Origin of the sequence: Corynebacterium sp. KPL1986 (assembly GCF_000477975.1) — a bacterium.
Taxonomy (GTDB): domain Bacteria; phylum Actinomycetota; class Actinomycetes; order Mycobacteriales; family Mycobacteriaceae; genus Corynebacterium; species Corynebacterium accolens.
On record NZ_KI515719.1, the window covers coordinates 18,467 to 36,402 of the forward strand.

The 17,936-nt window shown below is 57.3% G+C and carries 14 protein-coding genes; 8 read left to right on the forward strand and 6 right to left on the reverse strand.

From position 1 onward, the window contains the following. Positions 1–44 precede the first annotated feature (44 nt). The 6 genes from HMPREF1287_RS00100 (at position 45) to HMPREF1287_RS00125 (ending at position 6,145) form a co-directional block, all read left to right on the forward strand. Positions 45–1,337 carry a citrate synthase gene (locus tag HMPREF1287_RS00100; RefSeq protein ID WP_005279842.1) on the forward strand — a complete coding sequence of 431 codons (1,293 nt, stop codon included), beginning with the start codon at positions 45–47 and terminating at the stop codon, positions 1,335–1,337. A 121-nt stretch (positions 1,338–1,458) separates the two neighbouring features. Continuing rightward, a complete protein-coding gene (locus HMPREF1287_RS00105) occupies positions 1,459–1,818 on the forward strand; it encodes an FKBP-type peptidyl-prolyl cis-trans isomerase (protein ID WP_005279843.1) in 360 nt (119 codons plus the stop codon). A gap of 109 nt (positions 1,819–1,927) precedes the next feature. Then, positions 1,928–2,791 (forward strand): aldo/keto reductase, encoded by an 864-nt coding sequence (locus HMPREF1287_RS00110; protein ID WP_023017576.1) that lies wholly within the window; start codon positions 1,928–1,930, stop codon positions 2,789–2,791. A 393-nt stretch (positions 2,792–3,184) separates the two neighbouring features. Further along, positions 3,185–3,532: a DUF485 domain-containing protein gene (locus HMPREF1287_RS00115; RefSeq protein WP_023017577.1), complete on the forward strand. Its 348-nt coding sequence runs from the start codon at positions 3,185–3,187 to the stop codon at positions 3,530–3,532. After that, positions 3,533–5,176, forward strand: a complete 1,644-nt coding sequence (locus HMPREF1287_RS00120; RefSeq protein WP_023017578.1) for a cation acetate symporter — start codon at positions 3,533–3,535, stop codon at positions 5,174–5,176. Positions 5,177–5,215: 39 nt separating this feature from the next. After that, a complete protein-coding gene (locus HMPREF1287_RS00125; RefSeq protein WP_023017579.1) occupies positions 5,216–6,145 on the forward strand; it encodes a hypothetical protein in 930 nt (309 codons plus the stop codon). Positions 6,146–6,147: 2 nt separating this feature from the next. Here HMPREF1287_RS00125 and HMPREF1287_RS00130 read toward each other — a convergent pair whose 3' ends face one another. The 3 genes from HMPREF1287_RS00130 to HMPREF1287_RS00140 form a co-directional block, all read right to left on the reverse strand. Continuing rightward, complete coding sequence (locus tag HMPREF1287_RS00130; protein ID WP_023017580.1) at positions 6,148–7,053, reverse strand: DUF1906 domain-containing protein; 906 nt, start codon at positions 7,051–7,053, stop codon at positions 6,148–6,150. Positions 7,054–7,131: 78 nt separating this feature from the next. Beyond that, positions 7,132–7,560 carry an OsmC family protein gene (locus HMPREF1287_RS00135; RefSeq protein WP_023017581.1) on the reverse strand — a complete coding sequence of 143 codons (429 nt, stop codon included), beginning with the start codon at positions 7,558–7,560 and terminating at the stop codon, positions 7,132–7,134. 10 nt (positions 7,561–7,570) lie between these two features. Then, entirely contained in the window at positions 7,571–9,571 is a 2,001-nt protein-coding gene (locus HMPREF1287_RS00140) for a prolyl oligopeptidase family serine peptidase (protein WP_023017582.1), read from the reverse strand. Between the two features lie 310 nt (positions 9,572–9,881). Between HMPREF1287_RS00140 and HMPREF1287_RS00145 the strand changes: the two genes are divergently transcribed. Then, on the forward strand, positions 9,882–11,204 hold the full coding sequence (locus tag HMPREF1287_RS00145) for an ammonium transporter (protein ID WP_023017583.1): 1,323 nt from the start codon (positions 9,882–9,884) through the stop codon (positions 11,202–11,204). 27 nt (positions 11,205–11,231) lie between these two features. After that, positions 11,232–11,570, forward strand: a complete 339-nt coding sequence (locus HMPREF1287_RS00150; protein ID WP_023017584.1) for a P-II family nitrogen regulator — start codon at positions 11,232–11,234, stop codon at positions 11,568–11,570. Positions 11,571–11,642: 72 nt separating this feature from the next. Here the strand turns inward: HMPREF1287_RS00150 and HMPREF1287_RS00155 are convergent, their stop codons facing one another. The 3 genes from HMPREF1287_RS00155 to HMPREF1287_RS00165 are packed head-to-tail and all read right to left on the reverse strand — an operon-like array spanning position 11,643 to position 17,807. Continuing rightward, positions 11,643–14,729 carry a type I restriction endonuclease subunit R gene (locus tag HMPREF1287_RS00155; RefSeq protein ID WP_023017585.1) on the reverse strand — a complete coding sequence of 1,029 codons (3,087 nt, stop codon included), beginning with the start codon at positions 14,727–14,729 and terminating at the stop codon, positions 11,643–11,645. Continuing rightward, positions 14,722–15,846, reverse strand: coding sequence for a restriction endonuclease subunit S (locus HMPREF1287_RS11890; RefSeq protein WP_198010358.1), 1,125 nt, complete (start codon positions 15,844–15,846; stop codon positions 14,722–14,724). Before HMPREF1287_RS11890 ends, HMPREF1287_RS00155 begins: the two co-directional genes overlap by 8 nt. A gap of 26 nt (positions 15,847–15,872) precedes the next feature. Then, the gene (locus tag HMPREF1287_RS00165) at positions 15,873–17,807 is read right to left on the reverse strand and encodes a class I SAM-dependent DNA methyltransferase (RefSeq protein WP_023017587.1); all 1,935 of its coding nucleotides are present in this window, start codon (positions 17,805–17,807) and stop codon (positions 15,873–15,875) included. Positions 17,808–17,936: the final 129 nt, after the last annotated feature.

A 17,936-nucleotide genomic window follows, 5' to 3' on the forward strand; every position in this document is an offset into this window, starting at 1 on the left:
AAGTTAGTGCCTTAAAGAACTCTTTAACAGGGAAAGGAAATTCCGTGTCTACTGAAGAAAACAAGGTAGTACTCAAGCACGCTGGCAACGAGTACGAGATGGATATCAAGCAGTCCACTGAGGGCGATTCCGGCTTCGATATCTCCAAGCTCCGCAAGGAAACCGGGCTTGTTACCTTCGACCCCGGCTACACCTCCACCGGCTCCACCGAGTCCAAGATTACCTTTATTAACGGTGAGGAGGGCATCCTTCGCTACCGTGGCTACGATATTGCTGAATTGGCAAATAACGCCACCTTCAATGAGGTTTCCTACCTGCTGATCAAGGGCCACCTGCCGGATGAGCAGGAACTCTCGCAGTTCAATAGCGCCATCCGCCACCACACCCTCTTGGATGAGGACTTTAAGGCGCAGTTCAACATCTTCCCGCGCGATGCCCACCCGATGGCCGTGCTTGCTTCCTCCGTGAACATTCTCTCCAGCTACTACCAGGATCAGCTGGACCCACTGGATGAGGAGCAGCTGGACAAGGCCACCGTTCGCCTGCTGGCTAAGGTGCCGATGCTGGCCGCTTACGCTTACCGCGCATCCCAGGGCAAGCCATATATGTACCCGGATAACAACCTGAACGCGCGCGAGAACTTCCTGCGCATGATGTTCGGTTACCCCACCGAGGAGTACGAGGTTGACCCGGTTGTCTCCAAGGCACTGGACAAGCTGCTCATCCTGCACGCTGACCACGAGCAGAACTGCTCCACCTCCACCGTCCGCATGATTGGTTCCGCACAGGCCAACATGTTCGTCTCCATCGCCGGCGGTATCAACGCCCTGTCCGGCCCGCTGCACGGTGGTGCTAACCAGGCCGTGCTGGAGATGCTCGAGGACATCGAGAAGAACAACGGCGGCGACGCTACCGACTTCATGAACCGCGTGAAGAACAAGGAAAAGGGCGTTCGCCTGATGGGCTTCGGCCACCGCGTGTACAAGAACTACGACCCACGCGCGGCCATCGTCAAGGAAACCGCACACGAGATCATCGATCACCTGGGCGGCGACCCGATGCTGGACCTGGCCATGAAGCTGGAAGAGATTGCGTTGAACGATGACTACTTCGTCTCCCGCAAGCTCTACCCGAATGTGGACTTCTACACCGGCCTCATCTACCGCGCCATGGGCTTCCCGACGGACTTCTTCACCGTCCTCTTCGCCATCGGCCGCCTGCCGGGCTGGATCGCTCAGTACCGCGAGCAGCTGGAGATGAACACCAAGATCAACCGTCCTCGCCAGATTTACACCGGTGAAACCCTGCGCAAGGTTACCCCTCGCAGCGAGCGCTAAATAGCGCTTTTGGTCGCCCCAATTCAGCCGAATCGGGCTTGAGCACTATAATTGGTGCAGCTCGGTTCGGTTTTATTGCGACCGCACGAACAAACTAGATTTCCCAAGGAGAATAATCCCCATGGATAAACCTGTTATTGAAGCCCAGTCTGGCCCGGCGCCGACCGACCTCGTCATCGAGGACATCGTCGTAGGCGATGGCGCTGAAGCCCAGCCTGGTGGCGTAGTGGAGGTCCACTACGTTGGCGCCGAATATGAGACCAACCAAGAATTCGATTCCTCGTGGGACCGTGGCCAGTCCATCGAGTTCCCACTGACCGGTCTCATTGCCGGCTGGCAAGAGGGCATCCCGGGAATGAAGGTGGGCGGTCGCCGTCAACTCATCATCCCGCCGGAAAAGGCCTACGGCCCAGCCGGCGGTGCGCACCCGCTGTCCGGCCGCACCTTGGTCTTTATCATTGACCTCATCCGCGCCGACTAAACTGCGCTAAAAACGTTGAACCGGCTCCCGAAAAAGGGGAGCCGGTTTTTCGTTGTACTGGGGCCTTAGTTCTTTCAAGTGCCCGCATAAGACGGGAAACTGGGGCACAATGGGAACTATGACTGTGCCAACTATTTCTTTCAATGATGACCGCGAGATGCCCCAGCTCGGTCTGGGCACCTACAAGCTCAATGATGATGAATGCATTCGCGTAGTCCGCGAAGCCATTGACCTGGGCTACCGCCACTTTGATACGGCGACGCTGTACAAGAACGAGGGGGCCTTGGGTACTGCGCTGAACCAAGCCATTGACGCGGGCGATGTCAGCCGCGAGGACTTGTTTATCACCTCCAAGGTCTGGCACTCCCACCACGGCGCGCAGAAGGCGGAACAAGCCTTCCAGGAATCCATGGAGAAGCTGAAGCTGGATTACTTGGACCTGTACCTCATCCACTGGCCGTGGCCACAGGGCGGGCTGTACGTGGAGACCTTTGAATCCATTGCCCGCCTGCAGGGGATGGGCCAGATCGCTTCCATTGGTGTTGCTAACTTCTACGAGGAGGTCCTCGAGAATCTCATTGATAAGACCGGCATTACCCCGGTGCTCAACCAAGTGGAGCTGCACCCTGGGTTCACCCAGCCGGAACTGCGCGAATTCCACCACAAGCACGGCATCGTGACCGAGGCGTGGTCGCCGCTGGCGCGCGGTGTGGTGCTCAATAACCCGGAGATTGAAAAGATTGCCGCCGCGCACGAGGCTACCGAGGGCCAGGTGGTGCTGGCGTACCTGATGGCCAAGGGCATTTCCGTTATTCCGAAGTCTGCCCGCAGCGAGCGGCTCAAGGAGAACCTGGCCGCCGCGGAGCTGGAGCTGGGCAAGGATGAAATCGCAGCGATTGACTCCTTGGAAGGTCAAGAAGGCTTTGGCCGCATGTTTAATGACCCCCGCGAATTCCCGGGCGCGGAGGGCTAAGAACACACCTCGGGTTAAGGGGCCACCGGCGACGGCGTCGTCGGTGGCTTTTGCTGTGCAGGATGGCTGAGTGGGAAGTACGTGCTGGTTAAGGCACTCACCTCGCTGATAGGTGGTTCCTTTCGCGCCGCCTTTACTCATTAGTTAATGTCTGGTTAACAAAATTTGCGAACACGTTAACTCTGGGGCGGAGGGGGTGATTTGCAAAGAATATTAGCCCAGTTCACCGGAACCTATCGGGCTAAAAGGGGGGAGTTTTTGTGAGGCATATTGGCAATATTTACTGCTTTGCAAAGATTGTTCTGTATCTTACATAGCAACGCGGGTAGTGATGGACAACACATTGCGCCTCGTTTGTACAGAACCTCTCTCACCCAAGGAGACAACCCTTCTATGAGTGATACAACTGCTCCAGTCGAGCGCCGTGAGCTTACGGCAGCCGACTACATAGAAATGCGCGATAGCGAAGAGTTTGGCGAGCTGCGCAGCGCTTATCGTAGTTTCACCTTTCCCATGACCGTCGCGTTTTTCGTGTGGTACATCGTCTACGTGCTCACCGCCGTGTTTGCGCCTGATTTTATGGCCATTGAGCTTGGCCATGGCGGCTGGAACGTCGGCCTCGTCTTCGGCCTGGCCCAGTTCCTGACCACGTTCATCATTACCTGGATTTACGTGAAATACGCCAATAAGAATATTCAGCCTAAATCGGTTGCTATTCGCGAGAAGTTGGAGGCCAAGTAAATGACTACCACTTACCTTGCACAAGAAACTTCTGCCGGTAACCCGATTCTGAATATCTCCATCTTCGGCATCTTCCTCGTGGTTACCATGGCCGTCGTGTTGCGCGCCGGCAAGACTACGAAGAAGGCGTCTGACTTCTATACCGGCGGTGGCTCGTTCTCCGGCCGCCAGAATGGCTTGGCCATTTCCGGTGACTACCTTTCTGCGGCATCCTTCCTCGGCATCGTTGGTGCGGTGGCGCTTAACGGCTACGACGGATTCTTGTACTCCGTCGGCTTCTTCGTCGCTTGGCTCGTAGCCCTGATGCTCGTGGCTGAGCCGATGCGTAACGTGGGCCGCTTTACCATGGCGGACGTTTTGTCCTTCCGCCTGAAGCAAAAGCCGGTGCGCGTGGCCGCGTCCATCGCCACACTCTTCGTGACGCTGTTCTACCTCATTGCCCAGATGGCCGGCGCCGGGTCCCTGGTGGCCGTGCTGCTGAACATCCACGACTTTAAGTGGCAGGCAGTTGTCGTCGGTATCGTCGGCGTGCTGATGATCCTCTACGTCTTGGTCGGCGGCATGAAGGGCACCACCTACGTGCAGATGATTAAGGCCGTCCTGTTGGTGACCGGTGTGGTCGTCATGTGCATCATGGTGTTTGTCTCCCTGCGCGGTGGCTTCAGCAACATGTTCAGCACCGCGATTGATATGCACGCATCGTCCGATTACCTCCATGAAAAGGGCTATGAGGCCAAGGAAATCATGGAGCCGGGCCTAAAGTACGGTGGCTCCACCGCCGCTAAGCTGGACTTCATCTCCTTGGGTATGTCCCTCGTGCTGGGTGTGGGTGGCTTGCCACACGTTCTGATGCGCTTCTACACCGTGCCGACCGCCGTTGAGGCGCGCCGCTCCGTGACGTGGGCCATCGTTATCATCGGTGCCTTCTACCTGATGACCCTGATTCTGGGCTACGGTGCAGCCGCACTGGTTGGCCCGGACCGCATCCTGAACGCACCGGGTGGCGCGAACGCCGCGGCACCGCTGCTGGCACTGGAAATCGGTGGCTCCATCTTCATGGCCATTATTTCCGCCGTGGCCTTTGCTACCGTGCTCGCCGTGGTGGCGGGCCTGGCGATTACCGCCTCCGCCTCCATCGCGCACGATATTTACCACGCGGTTATCCGCAACGGTGAGTCCACCGAGGCAGAGCAGGTGCGCGTCTCGCAGGCCACCGTGGTAATCCTGGGTATCGTCTCCATTATCTTGGGCATCTTGGCGATGACCCAGAACGTGGCCTTCTTGGTCTCCCTGGCCTTCGCGGTGGCGGCATCGGCTAACCTGCCGACCATCCTGTACTCGCTGTACTGGCGCCGCTTCAACACCGCGGGTGCCGTGGCCTCCATGTACACCGGTGTTGTCTCCTGCTTGGTCCTCATCTTCTTCTCTCCAGCGGTATCCGGCACCGAAAGCGCCATGTTCCCGAACGCGGACTGGGCTATCTTCCCGCTGACCTCGCCGGGTTTGGTCAGCATCCCGCTGTCCTTCTTCGTGGGGTGGTTCGTCTCCATCGTGACCAAGCCGGACAACTTGGATGAGTTGGCGGCAGAGATGGAAGTTCGTTCCCTGACCGGTGTGGGCGTCGAGGCCCCAGTCCAGCACTAATTGCCCGAAAAGGAGCAATTACCGGTAATATGGTTCGACGTGTTTAATCCGTCCTCTCTCAACGCGGCGGCATCAGTAAAGGCTGGTGCCGCCCTTGCCGTGTGCATGCTTGCCTGCTCTACGGTTGCTGGGTGCAGCAATAGCGAGCGAGATAGCACCGCCAAAGCCGAAGACACCACCATTACCGCGCATAGGGCGACAACGGTGCCCCCGCGGATCAATGAGTTCCTCAAGGGGGATGAGGACCATTCCATTAGCTATATTCGCCTGCACGATGGCATGTATATGGGCTCTGCGGCAGAACACGATCCCCGCCCGGCGCTTAGCCTCATCAAGCTCTACATCGCCACCTACGTCATTGAACAGGGTGAGTACGAAGATAAATATGAGGCGCTCGGCATGATCGCCAGCTCTTCTGATAAGAGCGCCGAGGAGCTGTTTAAAAAGTACCCGGATTCCATCGATAAGATTGCCAAGGAATACGATCTGGAATCCACCAAGGCGGGCGAGACCTGGGGCTATTCGGAAACCTCCACCTATGACGTGGCCAGCTTCATCTCGCAGCTCATCAAGCGCGATGAAACCCATCCCGTGCTGGTGGCGATGTCGCACGCGGATCCAGTCTCAGAAGATGGTTATGACCAGGATTATGGCACCGCGAAGCTCTCTAATGTCGTGGGCAGCAAGTGGGGCTGGTCCAACGATAAGTCCATCAATTCTTCGGTGTCCTTTGGCAAGAACTTCGTCGCCGCGGCCTCCATTAATGGTTCTGCCAATGACCTCACGGACTACGTCAAGAGCGAGATCAACGGCGAGAACCTGGGCAAGGCCACCGAGCGGTTCTTGAAGTACAAGGATGGCGAGGACGTGCCACCCATCGAGACGACCTCAGAGAAGCCGACCTCGAGCGAAAAGAAGGACGAGGACAAGAAGGACGAAAAGAAGTCCTCCGAGCCCAAAGGGAAATAGACCTACTTAATGGCCTTGGCGATGTCCTGGGCGGCATCCGCAAGCCCGCGAATTTGCTCGTTGCTTAGCGATGACCCCTTAAAGCTCACCCCATCCGCGTTGAGCTGCGGCAGCTCCGGCATATTTGGGATGGCCTTGTCCAGGGTGGAGCTGAGATCCTGGATGCCTGGCTGCTTGGAGCCGGGCGTCCATTGGCCCCAGTCGCTGGCGTAGACCTCGTTGACATCGACGATGACGTTCTCGATGGTCTGCTGGCGCGACTGCGGTAGCTGGTGAATGGTGGTCTTGGGGTGAATTTTCCCGTTGGAGCCCCAATCGTGCATCCAGTAAAACGTGCCAATCCCATCCTGGCTGGCCCACTCGATGGTGTTGTAGTTGCCGTAGACACCGGTCTGGTAGCCGGCCACGGATAGGGCCTTGGAAAACGCTTGCAGGTACGGCCGGATGAACTGGGTGTAGTGCTCGCGGGTGGGGTTATCGTCGATGGCGATATAAATGGGGCGGTGCGTGGGTCCACCGGCGGCCTTGTGCAGCGAAATGGCCTGCGGGGCGTGGATGGCGGCGCCGGCCGCGCCCTGCTTCCAATCGGCGGTTTCGGCGCGGCCGAATTGATAGACCGAGGCCGTGGGCAGGCCAGCCGCGGCATTGGCGGCAGCCTCTTGCAAAGTGACCGGCTTGCCGGTCATCCAAGCCGCGCCGGGGCGCTTATTGGAGACGTAGCGAATAGCGCCGATATGGCCCGCGCGCTTGATGGCGGCGGGGGAGGGGATACCGGAGGAAAAGTCGATGATGGTGCCGCGCACCGGGCCGAGGGCGGCGGCAGAGGGTGCGGCCGCACCAATGGCCCCGGCGGTAAGGGCAAGGGCGCTTGCCTTCAAGAGGCCGCGACGAGACAGAGACGGTGACATGAAAAGCTCCTGCAGTGATCGCATTAGTCACAATAGTCAACAAATGCACCATAGCAGGAGGTGGTGGGGGAATCGTGTTTATTTTGACACGTTGCTAAATTCCACGTTCGTGGCGTGTTCCACGGTGCGCGATACCGTGCAGTCCTTCTCGTGGGAAATGCGGATCAGGTTATCTACCAGCGCGCGGGCCTTATCGCCCTCCGGGGTGGAGGGGAAGGAGAGGTCGAAGGCGACGCGGACATCGGAAAGCCGCGAGGCGCCATCCTCATCCACGCGGTCGCCCTCTGCGTGCACCCGGAAAGACTCCGGCTCGGTGCGCCGGGAGGTCACGACATCCACATCCACCGCGGTGCATCCGGCGACGGCAGCCAGCAGGAGCTCGACCGGCGATAACAGGCCCTCCCCGCGGCCGAACTCGATGCTGGCGCCATCCGCATTGGTGGCGCGGTACACCGAATTTTCTACGCGGTTAAGGTCAACGGAATACTGCTTAGTGATTTCACTCATGGCTTAAAGCTTAAGCCAGGCTCGGGATATAGGCCACGCTGCCGCCCAAGGACATGGTGATAAAGATAGGTGCGATAACCAGGGGCCCAAGCCATACGCGGCCGGTATTGGCATAAAACATCTTGTTCAAGATGGGCAGCAGGATCATCATGGGCAAGATGGATTGCAGCATGTTCACATACAGCCAGTCATCGGTCCAGTGCACCGTGCCGGTGGCGGCGAAGACGGAATATTGGATAACGAAGATCATCGCCAAGCCGACGGAGTTAGCTAACGCCGCAATGAGGTAGGTCTGCCACTTGGGCGTATCGCTATAGCGCGTGCCCACACCGGCGCGAATGGAATTGGCCAGGTAGAAGATGAACATCGCCGGCACGTACATCAGCGCCACCAGGAACCAGCGCAGCGTCAGCGGGCGCGAGGCTACGACCAGGAAGCGGTAATCGCTGTGGAAGGCGAGGTAGACGATGGATAGCACGGAGAAGTACACGAAGAGCAGGATGAAGGCGAGCAGTATCGTGCGCCAAAAGGTGCGCCAGCTCATCGTGATGCCCCACGCGCGGGCGCGCTCGCCGCGGGCATAGGTGGACTTATCCCGGGTGATATAGAACAAGATAAGCCCGACGATGCCGTTGACGATGGCCCACAAGACCACCGAGTTGACCATGCGCGCCGGGAAGAACCAGGTGCTGACCTTATTCGCGGCATCGTAGAAGACGTCCTGCGAAAGGTTCGCCAGCGGCATGAACGTGAAGAATGCGATGGCCGCCGAAAGCACGAAGAATGCCCAGAACTTCGCGGCCTCTTTGCCCCGCGGACGCTTCGGTACGGCTGGGAGCGCCTGTGCCACTGGCGCAAAGTAACGGGTGCGCAGGAGTATGCGGGTTAGCGGGAAGAGCATGGCGATGCCGCCGATGAGGGAAATGAGGTTAAAGACCTCTTTCAGCCACCAGGTCTGGTTGCCGGAGTCCATCTTCACTGGCGCATCCAGGGTGTCATCGAAGAACTCGAGGATACTGCCGATGGCACTAGGTGTCAGCGGCTGCAGCGGGTGCAGCGTTTCATCGTTATAGGCAACGCGGTACGTGCCCTTGTCGATGTCCCCGTAACCACGGCCGATCTCAATGCGGTCCACCTGGTCTTGTTTCTTGAGCCCAGAGTTGACCATGGACAGGGCCTCCGGCGCATCGCGCAGATCACCATCGCCATTGATATTGCGGTAACCGCCCTCATCGTAGCGGGCATACCCCAGCGCCATATTGGAGTGCACGTGCGCGAACTTCTTATCGTTTAAGTTCTTGAGCCAGCCGGAGATAAAGACCGCGGAGATCTTATCCAGGTCCTCGGCGCGCTTGCGCTCGCCATCTGTGATGGTGGTGCCGCCTTCGCTATTCGGGTCCTTGGCCGCTTCGAGGGCATCGTCGACCTTCTTGCCGTACTTATTGGCCGCGGTGCGTACCGCGGTACCACCGGCGGAGTGGCCGGTTATGCCGATGCGATCCTCATCGACGTAATTAAACGTATCCAGGTGATCTGTGACGTAATCAATGGCGGTCACCACGGCGGTATCGCCATCGTCTGGGTGCTGCGCACTCGATTCGCCCTGGTTGTATGGGTCAACCACGAGGGTGACAAAGCCGCGCCGGGCCAGCTCCAGCGAGTTGGAGACTTGGGTTTCCTTGGTGCGCTGGAAGCCGGGCGAGACGATGACCATGGGTGCTTTATTCTCCGGCGTCGCGTCCTTCGGCCGGAAGAGATCTGCGGTGACCGTAGCGCCGTGCTTGCCGGCGATTTTGAGGTCAGTGACCTGAATTTTGCCGCCATCGGTTTGCACGAGGGATGAGCCCAGGGCGCCGACGAGAACGATGACGATGCACACAAAGAGCTTCCAGCCATCGCTAAAGCGGCGCTTCTTCGATACTTCAGCGGGCATCTGTTCTGCCTGCTGTTTTAGAGAAAGGGATGACCGCTCTTCCATGGGAGTGGGGGAGGGGGATGCGGAGTCGGACATATACGCGTTCCTTGTTGGTGGTGCTTAATTGAAACGAGTGGGCTGAAAGTCCGATAGTGGAAAACTTAAAGTCCAGTGTGGAAGCACATTAGGCCCGCACGAAAGTGGGTGCAAACGGTGCACTTTCTAGGGGTGCTGTGCAGGAGCTGAGCTGGTCAAAGTTCGCGCGGTGCGATGAATTAATTACGCGAAAGCGACGAAGGTGCGCGGTAGCCCCACATTGGGGGTTAACCTATAGCTCAATAGATATTTGTATACCTGTAGTACTACCGTTATGAAAAGCAATGAAGGAACCCTACAAGGAGAAACAATGGATTCGGTGATCGCAGGCAATGCGAGCTGGATGCTCATGAGCGCGGCTCTCGTGCTGCTCATGACCCCAGCCCTGGCACTTTTTTACGGAGGCATGACAGAGCGCCGCGGCGTGCTCAATATGATGTTGATGTCCTTCGGCTCACTAGCGGTAGTCAGCATCATTTATGTCCTCTGGGGCTGGTCGATGAGCTACGGCACGGAGTCCTGGGGCGGCATCGTTGCCAACCCCTTCGAGTTCTTCGGGCTCAAGGATTCCATCTTTGATGCCAATGGTGAATACCTCGAAGGCGCGGAAGGCTACGCCAATATCATCGATATCGGCTTCCAGCTCACCTTCGCCGTTATTTCCACCGCGATTATCTCCGGTGCACTCGCCGGCCGTGTGAAGTTCGGTACCTGGATGGTATTCAGTGGCCTGTGGGCAACCTTTGTCTACTTCCCGCTGGCCCACATGGTCTGGGGCGGCGGCATCCTGGGTGAGGGCGAAAGCAGCGTCACCAGCTGGATCTTTGGCAGCGAAGGCGGGGAAGCGCTTGTGGCTCCCATTGACTTTGCCGGTGGTACCGTCGTCCACATTTCCGCCGGTACGGCCGCACTCGTCCTGGCGATTGTCGTGGGCAAGCGCCAGGGCTTCCCGAAGAGCGTGCAGCGCCCCCACAACCTGCCCATGGTCATGCTCGGTGCCGGTCTGCTGTGGTTCGGTTGGTTCGGCTTCAACGGCGGTTCCGCCTTCGCTGCCGATGGCCTCGCCGGCCTGGCCTGGGTCAACACCACCGCCGCAACGGCCGCCGCAATTTTGGGCTGGTTGCTCGTGGAAAAGCTGCGCGATAACTACTGCACCTCCCTGGGTGCTGCCTCTGGTGTGGTCGCAGGACTGGTCACCATTACCCCGGCCGCGGGCGACCTGAACCCGGTCACCTCGCTCATCATGGGTGCTCTCGGCGGCATGCTGGGTTGTTTGGGCGTGGGCCTGAAGTTCCGCTTCGGCTTCGATGACTCCCTCGACGTCGTGGGCGTCCACCTGGTCGCCGGCCTGTGGGGCACCGTGGCAGTTGCCTTCTTTGCCAATGACCGCGGCATCTTTACCGGCGGCGGTGCCGAAGGCTGGAAGCTGCTCATCGTACAGATCCTCATCGCCGCAATCGCCGTGGTCTTTGCCGCAGTCATTACCGCCATCATCGCGGTGATTTTGAAGGCGACCATCGGCTGGCGCGTGACCGACCAGATTGAAACCGACGGCATTGACTTTGGTGGTCACCGTGAGACCGGCTACGACATTGGCGGCCGTGCGATGCGCGGTACCACCAGCCACAACTAAAACGCCCAGCGATTCCTAGGAGCAACAATGAAACTCGTAACAGCCGTGGTCAAGCCCTTTACGCTTGATGATATCCAGCAAGCCCTACAAAAGCTCGGCTCGCCCGGCATGACGGTGACCGAAATCGAAGGCTTTGGCCAGCAACGCGGTAACAAGGAAATCTACCGCGGCGCCCAATTCGCCACCTCCTTTGTCCCCAAGGCCAAAATCGAGCTCATCGTGGCAGACGATGACTCCGAAGCGATTGTCGATGCCATCGTCGACGCCGCCTGCACCGGCGAAATCGGCGACGGCAAGATTTGGATCGCACCCGTCGAAGACGTGATCCGCGTCCGCACCGGCGAGCGTGGCGAGAAGGCTATTTAAGCCTTCCACGCACCAGCGCCCGTGGTCTTCACAGAAGAGTGGAGGGCTGGGGTTTTGTTGTGGGTCCCAGTTTTATTTTTCTAATTGGTCGGTGTCTTTAGCCGTCGCCATGATGTTAGCTAGAGCATCTATCATGCTATTGAGTATGTTCTCATCGCTTGAAACAAGAGCATCGCGTTGCTTGCGTTGCTCAATGCCGCTAAAAATCGCACGCTTTGCTTCGACTTTAAAGAGCTTTGAACGCTTGAGCTGCTCCTTGGAGTTTTCTTGGCCAAGTTTCACGGCCGCGGGTTGGTTGGAGAGCGTACCCCATGCAGCAACGATCATCTGGGCGGTATCATCGCTGTCAACGTCCACTCCTGCGAGCGAGAAAAGATCGTTGACCTTCTCTACTGCCTCATCAAAGGCACTACGCAGGGGCGTCCGTGGCTCGCCTAGTCGGACCGTGAACTCCGGCACTTGCAAAGCCTCAGATTCGCTGCCGTTAACGCTATGGTCTTCTTCAACTTGACCCTGGGCAATTGCGACGCCTGCCAGCGTGACACCGGTGAGGAAGTCCTCGCTGTCATCCAGTTCGGTGATATGCAGGTTTGGCTCAAGGACGCTGCACAGCATTGCGCGCCGGGATACATCAGCATCGGCATAAGCGATGATTTGGGATAAGAACTCGTAGGCATGGCGATATTTCAGCACGTGGGCCTTGAAATCCTTGGCGTGCTCGAGAGCGCTTTTATCGGTGGAGCTACGGTCTGCGCGCCAGCGGCTAAGGATCGCGTCTGCTGCACCGCGTAGGCGTTCGGAGTCATTGCCAGCATTGTAGGCTTCTGCCACCGCGTTCATCTCATCGAGGTCATAGTAGCCGGCGGTATCTAACTCGTCTGCAAGTGTGTGAAGCGAGTTCGGATCTACGTCTGTATCGATGGATGCGCCCTGGTAGTAGCGCTGGAAGTCGGCCACAATTAGCGCGGGATCGTTGACAAAATCCACCACCATAGGTGCGGGCTTATCCGGATGAATCCTATTGAGACGCGACAAGGTTTGCACCGTAGCTACGCCGGAGAGGTGCTTATCCACATACATAGCGCATAGGCGCGGCTCGTTGAATCCGGTTTGGAACTTGTTGGCTACGATGAGCACGCGGTAGGAAAGATCGTCGTCCTTGAATGCTTGCTCCACATCGGACTCGCCGTTGAGACTTACTTCGGTGACCGGCTCCGGTTCATCTTCCATGCGCACCGCGTCAGAAAATGCCACGAGTGAGTGGAAACCGTATCCCTTCTCGGTGATGTAGCGGTTCATTTCGCGTGCCCAGTGTACCGCCGCTTTTCGCGAGGAAGTCACCACCATGGCTCGCGCCTGACCATCCAAGCGGTGCGCGACGTTACGGCGGTAGTGCTCAACAACGACCTCGACCTTTTGGGCAATGGAGGTTGGGTGCAGGCGCACAAACCGCACCATATCGGTGACCGCCGCAGACTGGTCAACCTCTTCGGTCCGTCCCAATTCATCGCGTACTTCGGCCCACATGGAATACGTGGAATAGTTGGTTAGCACGTCCATAATGAAGCCCTCAGCAATAGCCTGACCCATGGGATAGGTATCAAAAGCTACGTAATGACCGTCTTGGGTCTGCGAACCAAATAGACGCAGCGTCTTGGCCTTAGGTGTGGCGGTCAGAGCCACAAAGGTCATATTCGACGCATTAGCCACCGCTTCTTGGCGCAGCTCTAGCAGGTCATCAGCGGTGTATTCTTCGTCCTCATCTACATCAACGTCGGACAACAACTCGCGCAGTGCCGACGCGGAGGAGCCAGTTTGGGATGAGTGTGCTTCATCAGCAATAACGCACCAGTTCCGGCCTTGAATTTCTGGGTTGTTATCCAATAAGGAGAGTACGTGCGGAAATGTCTGCAACGTACAGGTAATAATGTGGCCACCCTCGACCAGCGCCTTGTGCAGTTGTGGCGACTTTGAACCAGAGTTTTCACCCACTGAGACCACCAGACCACGTGATGCAGCCAAAGCCTGCATGTCCTGGCGAATATTGGTATCGAGCGCCGTGCGGTCAGTGACCACAATGACCGAGTCAAACGTCTTCGTACCATCTTCGGCCACCTGTCTAATGAGCCGGTGGGCAAGCCAGGCGATCGTTTTGGTCTTGCCCGAGCCAGCCGAGTGTTCAATCAAATAGCGCCCGCCAGCACCGCGTTCGGCCACGTCAGTGGTGACTCGCTCCACCGCGCGCAACTGGTGGAAACGCGGGAAAATCAACGTGCCGTTGGCACCACGCTTGGACTTTTTATCCGGTTCCCACACGGCGAAGTCGCTCAAGATACGCAGCAACAACTGTGGCTGCAGTACCTGCTCCCATAGGTACGAGGTCGCAGACTTGCCCGCAACTGGCGGGTTGCCGCCTGCGCCGTCATGTCCCTGATTAAATGGTAGGAACCTAGTTTCGCTGCCTTTTAGCGCCGTGGTCATGTACGCCTCATCGTTCGATACCGCGAAGTGAACGAGTGCGCGACCTGGCAGCAGAACGCGGCGGTTCTTCGACGGCACACGATCCTCGCGATACTGCTTCATTGCCTTCTTTACGGACTGCGTGTTGTCCGTCTTTAGCTCGAACGTGGCAACCGGAATGCCGTTGACCGTAGCAACGAGATCCAGCGTTTCATTGCTGTCGTCGTCGAAATGTACCTGCCGGATAATGCGCAGCCGATTAGCTTCGGCGCGCTTGGCCGCGGTTACGCTCAGCGGATTGGCCGGTGGGAATGCCACCATAGGACCAAAGGTCGCCGAGCGTGCATTGGTCTGCGCGTACTTAAAGCCCTCGCGCAGCGTTCCCAACAGACCACCCCGGATACGTCCGGTTTGTGCGTCCTTGCGCGTCGCGGATTCTAGCCGCTTGGCAACATATTCCAGAAGCAGACTCTGCGCATTCTCGCGGGTGGCACCGGTCGCGTCCTGCGGCACAGCTTTGGCGTAGTTCTCTGGGTACTGGGTCTCCAGCCAGTGCAGCACGTCAGACGGAAACAGACCGAGCCGTGCATCCCAGCCTGTGTCTTTCATACCCGACTCATAGATCCAGCCGCTATCTTGTAAGGATTCACAGATCGTTTCTTCCAAGCGTTCTTCGCGCATGATGTCACGTTTAGGCATGAGATTCGTCCTTAGTAGTAGGGGAGGGAGGAATATCTATTTGGCCGGTTACCGCCGCAGAAATCACCGCCGCGCGACGCTCGGTGAGCAAGTCCCGCAGCTTTGTGATGTCCTCCAACATTGCGTCAATCTCGGCGGTCTCGCGGTCAATCTCGTCTGCGATACGACGTTGTTCATTAAGGGAAAGGAGGGGGACGCGGAGCTGACTTAGAACAGTAGAGGTCATACTTGGTAGGGCCGTATCGGTGGAGTACATTTCAAACGGAATGGTTGTCGCCCATTTGTGGAGGTATGGTGGAAAAATGTCTTGGCTCAAAACCGTGTAGTACATGGTGTCAACTGTCCAGAACTTGCCATCGACTAGGAGAGGCTTGTCAAGCGTCCCCTTTCGACCAAAGAGTACCGATGGGCCGTCAAAGAGAAATGATTTTGCTCGCTTAAATACTCCGCCTGACCCGTAAACTGGGTATTCCTCGCCTGTGCTCTCTACACCTTTGGTGTCTTGACCATTGCGGAATTGCGCCACGTAGCCTAGCTTCCGATAGTTGCAATCTGAATCCCGTAAAACCGAAAATTCATTTTTGACAATGGTGGCTCTTCGCTCCGTCAGCAGCCGCTCCATCTCGTCCAAATCGGCGCGCATACCGTCGTTCTCGGCGGTCTCGCGGTCGAGGTAGTCAGCGATGGTGCGCTGGGTATGGAGGTCGTCAATAGGTATTTTCATTGACATCAATGAGCGTACATCGAAACGGGAGAAAGCAGAAGAATCAGGATCTCCGCTTCCCATTCCACCCATGTCCCTCTTAATTAAGCTTGCGGATGATTGAGAGAGCAAGAAATATCGAATGAAACAAGGATCAGCAATGTCCTCATTAATTTCGGCGACGAAATAATCGGGGCTTACAACCCCCGGATCGGGGGTCAATCCGAGCGCCCCCTTATATGCATTAAAGCGGTTGAGGACAAGATTATTTTGAGAGACCACTTTGTAGTTTTCCAGCGACTTCGCCTGCATGGTTCGATTTTCCAGCTCTGAAGAGGGGATTACTCCGAATCGCTGACTTACGCTGAATCTAGTGATCTGAGATGAGTCGGAAGAACCTAACTTCTCATTCACCTCAGTGATTGCTACCTGTAGCCGCATCACTTCCTCACCTGCCCGAACTTCTCCATGAGACGGCCCATGACTTCGGCCACGTCAGCGTCGATCTCGGCCAGTGGGCGCACGGGTTCTGGGGTGTAGAACACGCGCTTAAAGGGTATCTCGTAGCCGGTCACGGCCTTCGTCGCGTCCCAGGTGACTTCGGGCGCAAAGGGGACGACTTCGCGCTGCATGTGCTCGTCGATGTCTTCGGTAAGTGGCACACGCTCGGTCATAGTAAATGACGGGTCGATAACTGGGTTGCCCTTGCGGTCTACCGCTGGCTCTGCATCTGGGTCGTTGACAGCAATTGCCTTGGAAATGGCATCGATAAGCGTAGCGGGCATTTTAACGCCGTGGTCTTTGGCAGCGGCTTTAAGCATGTTGGGTAAGTCGTTGTAATTTCCACCTGCCACCGCGCGCACTACGTCGGAGTGTTCGGCTACCGCCTGTTTGTGCTCTAGTACCTCGGCAATCGCGTCGTCGGTGACTTTCACGGCTAGGCGTGCTTGCTTGGTTACCTTTACATCGCGGAATCCCAAGTCATCCGGGGTGAGCACCTTGGACATGTCACTATCAGCAAACTCGTTGTAGGCTTCCAACACCTTGTTGCGGTCGGCTTCGCGCATCTCGCGACGCTTATCGCCTAGACCCTTGCTTGGGCTGGACCAGCATTCGGAGGCATCGATAAGCTGCACGAAGCCCTTGCGGTGGTCTTCTTTGTTGGTATCCAGAATCCAGATATAGGTAGAAATACCAGTGCCGTAGAACATATTGGTAGGCAACTGAATAATTGCGTCCACCAGATCGTTTTCTAGCAGCCAGGCGCGGATTTGGTCAGGCCCTGAGCCGGGGCCACCTGTAAACAGCGGTGAGCCGTTGGACACCACTGCGCCACGTCCCCCGGAGCCATTGTCACCTGCGGGCATGAGCTTGGAAGCCACATGGGCGAGGAATAACATCTGGCCGTCACCTTTATTGGGCAAGCCGTGGCTAAACCGTGAACCAGGGATCTTGGCCTGCTCTTTCACTGCTGCCTGCTGCACGGACCAGTCGGAGCCGAACGGAGGGTTGGACAGAATGTACTCGAACTGCTCGCCCTCATAGAGATCAGTCAGCAGGGTGTCGCCGTGGCGGATCGCATCCGGTTCGCCGCCTTGAATAAGTAGGTCGGCTTTGCCAATGGCGTAGCCGGTGGGCATGAGTTCTTGGCCGGCGAGATTTACTTCAATGTCGGGATTAAGTTCTTTTAGTGCACGTGCTGCGACCAGCAGCATTCCGCCCGTACCAGCGGTGGGATCGTAAACGGTACGTGAAGCGCCAGAGGAGGTAAGCCCAGCGTCATCGGAAGCGAACAGAATGTCTACCATGAGGCGGATGGCGTCACGCGGGGTATAGAACGCACCTGCAGCTTTGCCCTTAGTGTTGAATGCGCGGTACATGACGTTCTCGAAAAGGTCACCCATCTGTGCATCGGGAAGGGCCTCGAGAGACATGTCGATAGTGGAGAAGTGCTTGACCACTGGCCACAAACGGCCTGCTTGGTCGAGCGTTCGCATTTTGACCGAAAAGTCGAACGCATCCCAGATGTCCCGGACAGATTGTGAGAAAGCGCCCACGTAGTCCATCAACGAGTCGTAAACGTGGTCATCAGTTTCAGCGATGCGAGTGAGGTCCATCCGCGAAGAGTTATAGAAAGAAAGTCCGAACTGGGACTGGACTTCCCAGTCCATATAGGCCTCGCTGACCCCATCTGCGTGCAATGAGCTGACCAGCTCAAGCACCTGGTCTTTGGTTGGCGCCAAAATGCATTCGAGGCGGCGGAGAACTGTCAGCGGCAGGATGTAGTCGCCGTAATCTTCGGGCTCCACGATGGACCGGAGGTACTTATCGGCGGTGTTCCAGACAACAGACTGGTTGAGGTTAGCGGTGCTCAATCTGGGAGTTCCTTCTAGCAAGGCGTGGGGCAGTACCTTTGTAACCTTAGTTCTCTAGGGTAGAGAATTGGTGGAAGCTCGGGCTTAGATTCCAGCGGATTGAAGGCTCAGGCGATACAGCCAGCAACG

Excerpts from the sequence above, each read along its gene's own strand:
- HMPREF1287_RS00105 (WP_005279843.1), top strand. The coding sequence starts at position 1,459 with ATGGATAAACCTGTTATTGAAGCCCAGTCTGGCCCGGCGCCGACCGAC.
- HMPREF1287_RS00110 (WP_023017576.1), top strand. The coding sequence starts at position 1,928 with ATGGGAACTATGACTGTGCCAACTATTTCTTTCAATGATGACCGCGAG.
- HMPREF1287_RS00115 (WP_023017577.1), top strand. The coding sequence starts at position 3,185 with ATGAGTGATACAACTGCTCCAGTCGAGCGCCGTGAGCTTACGGCAGCC.
- HMPREF1287_RS00120 (WP_023017578.1), top strand. The coding sequence starts at position 3,533 with ATGACTACCACTTACCTTGCACAAGAAACTTCTGCCGGTAACCCGATT.
- HMPREF1287_RS00130 (WP_023017580.1), bottom strand. The coding sequence starts at position 7,053 with ATGTCACCGTCTCTGTCTCGTCGCGGCCTCTTGAAGGCAAGCGCCCTT.
- HMPREF1287_RS00135 (WP_023017581.1), bottom strand. The coding sequence starts at position 7,560 with ATGAGTGAAATCACTAAGCAGTATTCCGTTGACCTTAACCGCGTAGAA.
- HMPREF1287_RS00140 (WP_023017582.1), bottom strand. The coding sequence starts at position 9,571 with ATGTCCGACTCCGCATCCCCCTCCCCCACTCCCATGGAAGAGCGGTCA.
- HMPREF1287_RS00145 (WP_023017583.1), top strand. The coding sequence starts at position 9,882 with ATGGATTCGGTGATCGCAGGCAATGCGAGCTGGATGCTCATGAGCGCG.
- HMPREF1287_RS00150 (WP_023017584.1), top strand. The coding sequence starts at position 11,232 with ATGAAACTCGTAACAGCCGTGGTCAAGCCCTTTACGCTTGATGATATC.
- HMPREF1287_RS00155 (WP_023017585.1), bottom strand. The coding sequence starts at position 14,729 with ATGCCTAAACGTGACATCATGCGCGAAGAACGCTTGGAAGAAACGATC.